Annotated in this window: 10 protein-coding genes; 5 read left to right on the top strand and 5 right to left on the bottom strand. The window is 38.3% G+C overall.

What is annotated here, in order from left to right:
* Positions 1–2 precede the first annotated feature (2 nt).
* Positions 3–995 (bottom strand): hypothetical protein, encoded by a 993-nt coding sequence (locus tag NMK36_RS11415; protein WP_072722326.1) that lies wholly within the window; start codon positions 993–995, stop codon positions 3–5.
* Positions 996–1,129: 134 nt separating this feature from the next.
* Here NMK36_RS11415 and pdxA point away from each other — a divergent pair, with 134 nt between their 5' ends.
* The 4 genes from pdxA (at position 1,130) to moeB (ending at position 5,113) form a co-directional block, all read left to right on the top strand.
* Positions 1,130–2,167: a 4-hydroxythreonine-4-phosphate dehydrogenase PdxA gene (gene pdxA, locus NMK36_RS11410; RefSeq protein WP_072721771.1), complete on the top strand. Its 1,038-nt coding sequence runs from the start codon at positions 1,130–1,132 to the stop codon at positions 2,165–2,167.
* 5 nt (positions 2,168–2,172) lie between these two features.
* Entirely contained in the window at positions 2,173–3,369 is a 1,197-nt protein-coding gene (locus NMK36_RS11405) for an MFS transporter (protein WP_254173750.1), read from the top strand.
* A 10-nt stretch (positions 3,370–3,379) separates the two neighbouring features.
* Entirely contained in the window at positions 3,380–3,853 is a 474-nt protein-coding gene (locus NMK36_RS11400) for a Mov34/MPN/PAD-1 family protein (RefSeq protein ID WP_072721774.1), read from the top strand.
* Between the two features lie 87 nt (positions 3,854–3,940).
* On the top strand, positions 3,941–5,113 hold the full coding sequence (gene moeB / locus NMK36_RS11395) for a molybdopterin-synthase adenylyltransferase MoeB (protein WP_072721776.1): 1,173 nt from the start codon (positions 3,941–3,943) through the stop codon (positions 5,111–5,113).
* 92 nt (positions 5,114–5,205) lie between these two features.
* Here the strand turns inward: moeB and NMK36_RS11390 are convergent, their stop codons facing one another.
* The gene (locus NMK36_RS11390) at positions 5,206–5,451 is read right to left on the bottom strand and encodes a hypothetical protein (RefSeq protein ID WP_186440451.1); all 246 of its coding nucleotides are present in this window, start codon (positions 5,449–5,451) and stop codon (positions 5,206–5,208) included.
* Between the two features lie 73 nt (positions 5,452–5,524).
* The gene (locus tag NMK36_RS11385; RefSeq protein ID WP_254173749.1) at positions 5,525–7,960 is read right to left on the bottom strand and encodes an exonuclease domain-containing protein; all 2,436 of its coding nucleotides are present in this window, start codon (positions 7,958–7,960) and stop codon (positions 5,525–5,527) included.
* A 413-nt stretch (positions 7,961–8,373) separates the two neighbouring features.
* Here NMK36_RS11385 and NMK36_RS11380 point away from each other — a divergent pair, with 413 nt between their 5' ends.
* Positions 8,374–9,864, top strand: a complete 1,491-nt coding sequence (locus NMK36_RS11380; RefSeq protein ID WP_254173748.1) for a DASH family cryptochrome — start codon at positions 8,374–8,376, stop codon at positions 9,862–9,864.
* 38 nt (positions 9,865–9,902) lie between these two features.
* On the opposite strand, the gene NMK36_RS11375 is transcribed toward NMK36_RS11380, so the two are convergent.
* On the bottom strand, positions 9,903–10,721 hold the full coding sequence (locus NMK36_RS11375; RefSeq protein ID WP_083580171.1) for a circadian clock KaiB family protein: 819 nt from the start codon (positions 10,719–10,721) through the stop codon (positions 9,903–9,905).
* Positions 10,722–10,891: 170 nt separating this feature from the next.
* Positions 10,892–12,142 carry a type IV pilus twitching motility protein PilT gene (locus NMK36_RS11370; protein ID WP_254173747.1) on the bottom strand — a complete coding sequence of 417 codons (1,251 nt, stop codon included), beginning with the start codon at positions 12,140–12,142 and terminating at the stop codon, positions 10,892–10,894.
* Positions 12,143–12,360 lie beyond the last annotated feature (218 nt).

Here is a 12,360-nt window from a genome sequence, read left to right as displayed (position 1 = left end):
AGTTACTCTGTCTGTGAGGGTTTTGATCCGGTATTGCGAACATTAATTAATTTGTTGAGGAGATCGAACCAAAAGGACGATCCCATTGAAATTGCGATCGCGGTTAATCCCCATCCTATCATCGCTTTAATGACATTAAAAGTGAATAAGTTTTCTCCTGAATTAAACTGTTGATTTACGTTCGAGGTATCCCATCCTAAAGGTAAAGAGGAAAAGTCAAATAAATAGGAATAGAGAAAATTTTCGGTTAAATCTTGGCAAGATTTTGGAGCATCGGGTTGAGATTTTAAACAATCTTTAAGGGGAAAATTAGCATCTTGATTCAAAACAATATTAATCGTTTGGCTGAGATTTTCTTGTAATATAGGTTCTTGAAATAAACGATTAGCAATATTTAAGGTATCTGCATTTAATCCAATTGCTGCAATTAACCCAATCAAAAGAGTAATCAATTTAACTTTCCGTTTATAGACCCCTGATGCTCGAACCATTGATTGTTCAAACCAATCACTAATGGCTTTTTCTAAGGGTTCAATTTCTGCGGGATCTCTGGCTTCATGACTCGCTTTAACCGCTAAGATTTTGAACAATTTAATTTGATCAGGATCAAAAAGATGTTGAATCGCTTCAGAATCAATGGCTTTAATAAAATCTTCAATCGTAAAACTATCGAGCTTTGGTTGCACCCCAGACTGTTCTAAAATAACACTTATTAAGGTTAAAGCAAAGGTTGAACTCGGAATATAAGACGGGCCTAATGAGCGTTGATTCACTCGTTGTTTATAATCTTTCCAGGATTTAATTAAAGGGTGTTGATAGAGTAATTCTGTAGCGGTATTTCCTAAAACAACTTGAATAGAACGATATAAATTTTCCGCTCTCCAATCAAAGATATAACTGGCTAAAAATTCTTGGATTTCTGAGGTAAATAAACTCAAAAGTAGATAAATAAAAAATAAGCCAATCGCCACATTCAGCGTTGAGGGAATAGTCATAGGTTGCGGTTTAATATAAACTAACGGTTTTATCCAGTTTGATTTTAACTGATTCTTTCCCCGTAGTAAGCCCTTTAGGGCTACAATATTTAAAACGATCAAGAAAAAGCCCTGAAGGGCTTACTACTGAAATTATGTCTCAATCTAAACAATTACCTCGTTTAGCCATAACATTAGGTGATCCATCAGGAATTGGGCCAGAAGTGGTATTAAAAGCTTTAGCTGATCCGACGTTACATCAACACTGTGATCTAACGGTTATTGGAAGCGATCGCATTTTGCAACAAACCTACAAACAGTTACAAAATCAAGGATTTTATTCCTCAAACCCCCATCAGTTTACCGTGATAAATTTAGAGCCTGATCCGACTTTACCTCCCTTACAAATGGGAGTAGGAAACCTCACCAGTGGGGCGATTAGTTTTCAATATTTAGATACAGCCATTACTCGAACATTACAAGGCGAATTTGATGGAATTATAACAGGGCCAATTGCTAAAAATTTATGGAATTTAGCGGGTTATAATTACCCCGGACAAACGGAATTTTTAGCCGAAAAAGCCAAAGTTAAACGCTTTGGAATGTTATTTGTCGCCCGCTCTCCCTATACAGGCTGGACATTAAGAACATTGTTAGCCACAACTCATATTCCTCTCTCTCAAGTTTCCTCAACTTTAACCCCAGAATTAATGAGTTTAAAATTAGAGTTACTTGTGGATTGTTTACGTCATGAATTTGGATTAGAAAATCCCCGCATTGCTGTGGCTGGATTAAACCCCCATAGTGGAGAAGAGGGACAGTTAGGAACAGAAGAAAAACAGTGGTTAATTCCTTGGTTAAATCAACAACGCGATCGCTATCCTTATATTCAATTAGACGGCCCAATTCCCCCGGATACCATGTGGGTTAAACCGGGTCAAGCTTGGTTTAATTTAGGAAAAAATGCCCATGATGGTTATTTAGCATTATATCATGATCAAGGGCTAATTCCTGTTAAATTAATGGCATTTGATCGGGCGGTTAATACAACAATTGGTTTACCTTTTATCCGAACTTCTCCTGATCACGGTACAGCCTTTGATATTGCGGGAAAAGGAATTGCAGATGCGTCTAGTATGAAAGCTGCAATTGATTTCGGCATAGAATTAGTTAATAATCGTATAAAAAATTAATTGAGATGTCAAAATCAAATTCTCAACCCTCTATTCTTTGGTTTCAGTTAATCGGATTATCCTTAGTTCAAGGCGCAATTACCTTAACTTGGTTACTCTATCGATTATATGTCCCCCAACTTTTAACTACCTTTGGATTTCCGGGTTTATTCACAACCCTTTTAGTCATTGAAAATGCGTTAGGAGTTATCATTGAACCGTTAGCCGGAAATTTCTCAGATCGTCAACGACAATGGATGGGAACCCGGTTTCCTTTCATTAGTTTAGGGGTGATTTTAGCTTCAGGTTTATTTATTGCTATTCCTACATTTTTTATTTTCGGTCAATCTCTTAATTCTTTACATGGGATATTGCCAATTTTATTAATTTTATGGGCTGTTGCGATGGCTCTATTTAGAAGTCCGGTTACAGCTTTATTAGGTCAATACGCCATAGAAACAAAACTCCCTCAAGCTATGAGTATTTTAATTTTTATTGGGGGTATTGTGGGGGCTATTCGTCCCATTTCTAGTGAATTTATTCTGAGTTTTGGTTCAGGAATTACATTTACAATTGGCTCTTTAGTTTTATTAAGTTCAGTCGGTATTTTAAGATATTTTAATCCTGATTTAAGTGTTCTTACTATTACTGAAAAATCTCAACAAAAGGTATATTTTAAAAACTTAGTTTTTATTGTAATCTTAGGATTTTTTGTGGCTTTGGGGACACGGCTAATATTGGGAGAATTTATCCCTAATATTATTCAAATTTCAGGAGAAAATGTCAAATGGATGATGTTTATTGGATTAATTCTTCTAGCCTTTGCATCTATTCCGGCTGGATTGATAGCCGTTAAAATTGGAAATACAAAAGCAACATTAATCGGATTAATCGCCACATCTATTTTATTAATTCCCCTTTCATTCTTCTCCCATTCTATCCTATTCCTATTCCTATTATTCCTCATTGCGAGTTATAGTTTAGTTGCTAATGGTATTATTCCCATTGCCTTTTCCTTAGTCCCCCCTCATAAAGCAGGGTTAGGAATCGGAGTTTATTTTGGATCCTTTTCTTTAGCCATGAGTGGATATGATTTTATCGTAAAACAACCCGGAACAGTTAATTTATTCGTCAGTTCGGGTTTGGGAATCATCGCCTTTTTAATGATCGCTATTTTAATCAACTTTATCCCTAAATTAACGACTTCTACCAGCACAAGCTAAATCTTAATTTATGTCAACCTTAACCCTATCCTCAGAACAAATTCAACAAATTTTAACTTATGCAGAACAAACCTATCCCGTGGAATGCTGCGGATTATTAATGGGAAAAATTAATGAAAATCATGATAAAATTGTAGTGGAGATTATTCCCGCCGAAAATGCTTGGAATTCGGAAACCGCCCAAGCTTTTGAGGAGGTAGAAACGACTGATCAACCTGTCACCTCTGAACGTCGGTTTACAATTTCTCCTCAACAAATGATTCAAGCCCAAAAACAAGGACGCGATCGCAATCTTGTTATTATAGGAATCTATCATTCCCATCCCGATCATCCAGCCATTCCCTCAGAATTTGATCGAGTTTGTGCGTGGTCAGACTATTCTTATATTATTATTTCCGTCGAAAAAGGAAAAGCAACCGACCTGCAAAACTGGAGTTTAGATGAATATCAACAGTTTCAAGTTGAAGAATTGATAAGACATTAACCCATTTTCCCTCCTAGGACATACAATATATAGTTTTGACGACCCAAACCCGTAACAGGGACGGTTATATTTTTTGTCGAAATTGCTATGCTAAATCCAAATCTGGATGAAATCCAGTTAACGAAAGACGACTACGAACGTTACTCCCGCCATCTGATTTTGCCAGAAGTTGGTCTGGAAGGTCAGAAACGCTTGAAGGCGGCGAGTGTGCTGTGCATTGGAACCGGGGGACTCGGTTCGCCATTACTCCTGTATTTGGCGGCGGCGGGAATTGGACGCATCGGAATTGTGGATTTTGATGTGGTTGACCATTCCAACCTGCAACGCCAAATTATTCATGGGACGTCCTGGGTGGGAAAACCCAAAATTGAATCAGCGAAAAACCGGATTTTGGAGATTAACCCCAGTTGTCAAGTTGACCTCTACAACACCCGCCTGAGTTCAGAAAATGCCCTTGACCTGCTGCGACCCTATGATGTGATTGTAGATGGAACCGACAATTTCCCAACCCGCTATCTAGTCAATGACGCCTGTGTGTTACTGGACAAACCCAACGTCTACGGGTCAATTTTCCGGTTTGAAGGTCAGGCGACGGTATTTAACTATGAAGGTGGCCCCAACTACCGCGATTTATACCCCGAACCCCCACCACCGGGGATGGTTCCCTCCTGTGCAGAAGGTGGCGTTTTAGGAATTTTACCCGGAATGATTGGCGTGATTCAAGCCACAGAAACCGTCAAAATCATTTTAGGAAAAGGTCGAACCTTAAGCGGACGCTTGTTATTATATAACTCCTTAGATATGACGTTTCGGGAGTTAAAATTACGTCCCAATCCTGAACGTCCCATTATTGAAAAATTAATTGATTACGAACAATTCTGCGGAATTCCCCAAGCAAAAGAACAGGAGGCAAAACAAAAAATGGATATTCCTGAAATGACGGTTCAGGAACTTAAGCAATTAATCGATAGTGGTGCGAAGGATTTCGTATTAATTGATGTCCGTAATCCCCATGAGTATGAAATTGCTCAAATTCCCGGTTCGGTGTTAATTCCTTTACCCGATATTGAACAAGGAAAAGGCATTGAACAAGTTAAAGAAAAGTTAAATGGTCATCGTTTAATTGCCCATTGTAAATCAGGAATGCGGTCTGGAAAAGCGTTAGGAATTCTCAAAGAAGCAGGCATTGAAGGCACTAACGTTAAAGGCGGAATTCTGGCTTGGAGTCGAGAAATTGATTCTTCTGTTCCTGAATATTAAATCAAGGGAATTACCCCAGGATTCAAAACTAATTTTTAAGTGGGTGATGTGTACTAACATACAACCCACTTTTTTTATATAACAAATTCTTTCTACGAACAACTTTGATTCACTTCAGGTTTAGCATAAACATCCCCTTTCGGAAAAATCCACTGTTGAATTAAGCGACGAGTTTCTATATCAGAAGCTTTCCAATTCCCTGATTTTAACTGTTGTTGTAAAGGCGTTAAATCTGTACTAGAGGAAGATTGGGTTTGAGCAAATACAAGGGAATCCATCGCCATTATCAAGGCTGAAATTACAGTAATTCTACCGATGAATTGAGTAAATTGGTACATAAATCTACAGGTTTTATTGAGAATAGAGTTAGTCAAATTTTCCATTGATATCCCCGATAATTCAGGATAGTTTTTAATTTGATTCCTGTTTAATATTTTGAAATAACCAATAATCTTTATATTCTGATAAAATAAATTCAATTGCATCCTCTAGTTTAACGTCTAAATCATGGTTTTGGATATCCACAATCATTTGATAAAATAGTTCAAATAGAATTCGCTCCTCTTGATGCCAAATCATCAATTTTCCGGTGCGAGAGTGTTGAAGTCGTTCTAATTCTAATAAGCTTTTTTGACCGCTAATGGGATAATCGGTTTCATCTCGACATAGAATAAATTTAAAATTGGGTTTAAAACCCAGTAACTCATTCCAGTTTTTCAACCGATGGAAAAAGGGAGATCCCCCTAAATGCAAAAATCCGACAACAAAACTATGAGTTTGGGTCTGAATCACTAAATGTTCAGGAATCACCCGTTTCCCCAACTTTAAGACATCTACACTCAAGGGAGAAATCACTAACATTAACCCTTCTAAAAGCGTCATCAATTTTCCTAAATCATCACTATCAGTAATAATTTTAGGTTTAGATAATGTCCCCTCTAAGCAAATGCGTTGTTCTTTGAAGTAATTTCTCAATTGTCGCTGAACCGGAGATTCCAAGAAAGGGGTAAATCCAAATAACTCAGAATTAAAAATTTCTGATTTTTCGGGATAATTCCGAGTAATAAACTCACTCATTTGACCCATTGCTTGTTTGATTGTTTCCAGTTCCGCTTCTAACTGTTGTAATCGTCGCTCAACCTCTGTTTCATCCGGGGTAGAAAGGGGAATAAGTTGATGTTTAGGGAGAGGAATTCCATCAACTTTATAGCGATAATAATCCGCCGCCACATTTAAGACTGTCCGAATCGAAAGATGATTTAAAATGGCGGTAACTTCATCAGGTTCAAATAAATCATCAACGGTAATATCTAAAAATTGTATTTTTAAATTTAATAACTGTTTTAGCTCTTGATTAGAAGGACGATTTAGGAACACTTGGGACTGAGACACCCGATCAATAATTGAGCCATCAAAAACCGCTTTAAATTGTTGCCAGCGATCAGGAAATAAGTTTAAAATAATTAAACTATTGGGAACATGGGTAAAAATCTCTTTAACGGCTGATCCAAAAGCCTGTAATAACCGTTCATTGTTCTTTAATCCTAACCCCTCTAACTGATCAAAAACAATCATTAACGGTTGATCTAATAACGATAAACACCCTAACACCTTTAACGCCTCTAAAGAAGCTTCCTCCCGACTCAATTCATCTTCCCAAGATGGTAAACCTACCCGATCTAATTCCTCTTGAGGTAAATTATTCATCGCCAACCATTGGGTAATAATTTGACGGCGATTAAAGTCAGTATACCCACAAAATTTCACAATTCCCTGTAAAAGTTTAGGGGCGTAACCTGCGGCAGAAAAGTTATTATTCCACCATTCTAAGGCTCGTTTTTCAATATGTTGCCAAAACTCCCGTTTTGTTTTTGTTTCCGCCTGGGATAAATCGGTAAAAAGCTTTAAATTTCCCCCTTGAATCAGTTGTAAAATTTTCTCATCTTTCTGAGTTCTAGCGGTAAAGTAAGTGTCTGTAGATTTAATGATTTCAGCAAAACTATTCGCCAATAAATACTCAAGCTGAGTGTGAATACTATTGGGAACAATTTGGATCAAAGATTCTAAAATTCGGCTATAGGTATGAAATAAAACCGTATCGGGGTTATTGGGTTGACGAATAAATAATAAACGGTTTTTGGTTAATAAATCCTTGGCTAATCGCATCATCAGATGAGTTTTTCCCGAACCAGGTTCCCCAATGACAACCGCCCCCTTTGTTTGATGATTAGGGTCTAATTTAATATCGCCCAAAATTGCTTTTAAGCGATCGCATTCTTCCGCAAAAATACCCCTAAAATCGGGATGATCCTGAAACGGTGTATCCACCCGACTGCTTCCAAAGGGATTCGGTTGAGTTTTTAATTCAGTTTTCAAATATTCATTGACAATATGTTTATAAAGTTGATAGGTAAATAACGCATCATATTTCGCCCGATGAGCCGCATCTCGAATAAAAAATTGACCATCTAATTTTAACCTTAAATGCTTACTTAAAGCTTCTAACGAATGACTATTCAGTTGCGGTAAATAGCGTTGCGCTAGTTCAAAACTACACTGAAAATCTAATTGAGGTGCTGAAATTCCTACGGCTTTAAATGTATTTCTCAATACTTCAATATCATGTTGAGCATAATGACAGATAATTAATTGAGATTGAGCGATTTCAACAAATTCTTTTAAAATCTGCTTTAACGGTTTAGTCCGATGGGAAATTCTCGGACTGTGAGGATGATTTTCTGCAAAAGCTTCATAAATTAATTCACCTTGATGATTGACAATGGCTAATTCTCTTAAAATCGGTTGTCCTTCCGTATCAATAACAATAAAATCTTTTGTAGTTTTCATAAGACGTGAATACAATAAACTTGTTGAAGAACGAGAACCCGATGATCAAGATCACGGGATACCCTCGATATCTCTCACACACTTCTATGTTTATTGTCACTCAGAATGAACGTTATTATCACACAATTTTAGAGATGTGCGTCCCTGATATCACTGGAAAAATACGGAATAATTGAATCATCAACTTAATGATCCTGATTCTTTTAACCCTTACGGACTTGGAGAACGATTATGCAACGTCCTAAACCTCTTCGTTCTAACCCCTATAGCAGCTACCGTGACCCCAAAACGGGACGATGGTTGATTGTTAAACCGATGGAAGCTTCGGTTAAAATGGGTTAAGGTGAATCCGTTGGTGTCGATACCTCTACGGGTTCTGCAAACAACCTGAACCGTTTAGACATTAAATCATCGTGGCTCACAAACAAGTTTTAATTTGGTATCGCAATGATTTACGGGTTCATGATCATGAACCTTTATCCGCCGCATTAAACTTAAACGCAGAGATTATTCCCGCCTATTGTTTTGACCCCCGACAATTTGGTCAAACTTCCTATGGATTCCCCAAAACCGGAGCATTTCGCGCTCAATTTTTATTAGAAAGTGTAGAAGATTTACGTCAATCCTTACAACAGTTAGGAAGCGATTTAATCATTCGTACAGGGAAGCCAGAAACCATTATTCCTGAATTAGTCAAAACCTTAAAAATTGATGCTGTTTATTATTATCAAGAAGCTACATCGGAAGAATTGAGAGTAGAACAGCGATTAAAAACGGCATTAAATTCTTTAGGAGTTGATCTCCAATCCTATTGGGGTGCAACTCTTTATTCAATCCCAGATTTACCTTTTTCTATTGCTGAAATTCCTGAAGTATTTACTCAATTTAGAAAAAAAGTAGAGAATCACTGTATAGTTAATCCTCCTTTTCCTTCTCCTCAGAAATTACCACCGTTACCCAAACTAGAATTAGGAATATTACCCACCCTTCAAGATTTAGGTTTAGAACCCCCTGTTGTTGATTTTCGTGCAGTTTTAACGTTTAAAGGGGGAGAAACCACCGGATTAAAACGGTTAAACGATTATATTTGGCAACAGGATTGCCTTAAAAACTATAAAGAAACGCGCAATGGAATGTTAGGCGCAAATTATTCTTCTAAATTTTCTGCTTGGTTAGCATTAGGGTGTTTATCGCCTCGATTTATTTATAATAGTGTTAAAAAATACGAGGTACAAAGAATTAAAAACGACTCAACTTACTGGTTAATTTTTGAATTATTATGGCGAGATTATTTTAGATTAATTGCCTTAAAACATGGTAATAAAATTTTTTATTCTGAAGGGTTACGAGGGCTTTCTGTTCCTTGGAAAGAAGATTTACAACAGTTTGAATCCTGGAAAACGGGAATGACCGGGTTTCCTTTAATTGATGCTAATATGCGAGAATTAGCTTTAACTGGATTTATGTCAAACCGAGGACGGCAAAATGTTGCTAGTTTCTTGACTAAAAATTTAGGAATCCATTGGAAAATGGGAGCGGAATGGTTTGAATCGCTGTTAATTGATTATGATGTTTGTAGTAATTGGGGAAACTGGAATTATACCGCCGGAGTTGGAAACGATGCACGAGGATTCCGCTATTTTAATATTTTAAAACAATCTAAAGATTATGATCTAAACGGAGATTATGTTAAACATTGGCTACCCGAATTAAGCAATTTACCACCCTCAAAAGTCCATGAACCTTGGTCTTTAATCCCCGTTGAACAAAAACGCTTTGGAGTGATTTTAGGTGTTGATTATCCTCAGCCTATTGTTAATTTAGAAAAGTCCGTTAAAGCTAATCAATCCATTTATGAAGTCGCTGAAAGACAACGCTCAACTCAGTTTATTCCCGGAAAGTAAAAAGCTTAAGATAAGCGGGAATTTTACTCAAAAAATCACTATTTTTCCCAGGGTAAAGTATCAGCCGGACTCCCTAATAATCGCAAAATCGTATCGACATTATTTAACTCTCCCACGATACGGCGGACAGGCTTTGGCCAAACTTTAACTAAAGTCGGAGTGGCAGAAATTTGATCCGCTTCTGCTAAGTCAGGATGTTTTAAAACATCAATCACTTTCAATGTATAAGGATGACCAATAGAACGTTCTAACAATTGATGGAGAGTTTGGAGGGTTTTTTCCGTTACCAAACTATGACCGGACACAAATAACCGTAAAACATATCCTTGGGTTTCAGGAAATTCGGCTTCAGGAGATAAATTCAGTTTAAAACTGGGAGAGGGGTATTCTGATAAATTTTCAGTTGTTGTAGAATCATGAGTCACATCATTTTTTTTCACCTGAACAATCAGATCATGATTTTCCCAAAGTTGAGGAAATTGCTCATAATAAGTGGCAATAATTAAAGGATTACAAAACTCTTCTGAACCCGTTGCGGGTTGCCAAACTACATCCTCCGTATCAAAAATCGTATTTAATAAAGTTTGGTATTGCAAAACCGGAGGATAAGCTTCCGCCGAAAGTTGGATTTGTTGAGTTTGGGGGTCAACCCAACGATCATAAGTTGCGGTATAGCAAGGAATCAAAAAATGAGGGGGTTCTGGTAAACCTAAAAGTTCTTGCAAAGACGTGCAAAGATGAGAATGCCAGCGACGCTGTTTATTGGGGTCAATACAATAAACTAAATCTCCCCCCGGAGTAAATAAAGCGATCGCTTTAAATAAATGAGTCACCGTAGATGGTTGAACTAAATTCAAAGCCTCATTCCATACCTAATATTAAAATTTAAAGCCTTAAACGGGTAAATCGTGATTCCCAGCCATTCAAAAGAATGGAGAGATCGAGAAATGGGATCACGATTCACCGATACTTTCACTTTAGGCGATGAAAGCAAGAGTAGGGCTGAAATTTTACATTTTTGTTAGAGTTAGACTCGTCCTCGTAACATTTGACTCATCTCGTTGGGGAAGGGGGAGACCTCTAAACAAATTTCTTCAGTAATTCGTCCTTCCTGATAGAGATTGTAAAGAGATTTGTTCATGGTCGTCATGCCTTCATAGGTATCTTTGAGCATGATTTGGTTAATTTCTTCAAACTTGTCTTTAACGATGTATTCCTTGATCACATCAGTATTAATCAAAACATCATGAAAAGCTGCCCGTTTCCCATCAGTGGTTTTACACAATAATTGAGCAATAATCGCCACCAAAGATTCGGAAATCGAGACTTTAATTGAAGGTTGTTCCTCGGCGGTAAACATATCCAAAATCCGAGTCAAGGTTTTTACCGCACTATTGGTGTGTAACGTTCCAGATACTAAGTGACCCGTTTGTGCCGCTTTTAAGGCAATTTGCATCGTGTCCTTATCCCGAATTTCCCCCACCAATAAGACATCCGGGTCTTGACGCAATGCACCTTTAAGCGCATTAAAAAACTTCAACGTATGACGTCCGACTTCTCGGTGTTTAATCAGGGATTTTTTACTTTCGTGAACAAATTCTACCGGGTCTTCAATGGTAATAATATTGTAGGCATAGTTACGGTTCATGTAATCAATCATCGCCGCCAGGGTCGTAGACTTACCTGAACCCGTTGGCCCCGTTACCAGAATTAACCCTTTGTGATAGTTACAGATTTTTTTAAATACCTCTGGTAACTTTAACTGTTCTAAAGTCAAAATCGAGGAACCAATTAACCGTAATACCAGTGAAGGGCCATTGAGGGCATCAAAGATACTAATCCGAATTCGCACAAAGCCCAAATCCGCCGCACCGTCAAAGTCAAGATTTTCTTGAAATTGATGAATTTCCTCATCGGTTAACACCTCCATCAACCAACTCATAAAGGTATTCAAGTCGGTATTTGGCCACTCTAACGGGACAATATCCCCCCGTTTGCGAAAGCGCGGAGGTTCATTCACGCCTAAGTGAACGTCCGAAGCCCCCTCATCGTTAGCCCGCTTGACAATATCGCGTAACGTGGGTTGTCCGGGACTAGGGCCTTTGCTTCTCGGTGTTGCCATTACCGTTGGGGTTGTTGTCGTCATTTGAGTCGGTGTCGCAACAGTAGCACCTGCTACTCCAGCCCCAGGTGGGGGAGGTGCTTTCGGTGCAGGTGGACGTGGCGGAATCCCTGGCACTGGCGGACGAGGAACAGGTGGACGCTCTGATTGTGTCATCGGAAAAATGGGTAGAAACCCCTAACTTCTAGTTAGGCTTTACATTTCCCCTTCCGGGGAGGAGTGAAGGTGAGGCATTACTTCGCGAAGCCTGCGCTCCGCCCATAGCCCCTTTACTTCAGTCCGGGGTGCTGACATCCCGTGACCTTTCATTGACACTCTCACCGTTAATCAAGAGGGGATGTAACGGGAGATTCTTGAGCTAATCACCGCCCTTT

It is taken from the genome of Planktothrix pseudagardhii (assembly GCF_904830925.1).
GTDB lineage: Bacteria > Cyanobacteriota > Cyanobacteriia > Cyanobacteriales > Microcoleaceae > Planktothrix > Planktothrix tepida.
This window is presented reverse-complemented; position numbering and strand designations above follow the sequence as displayed.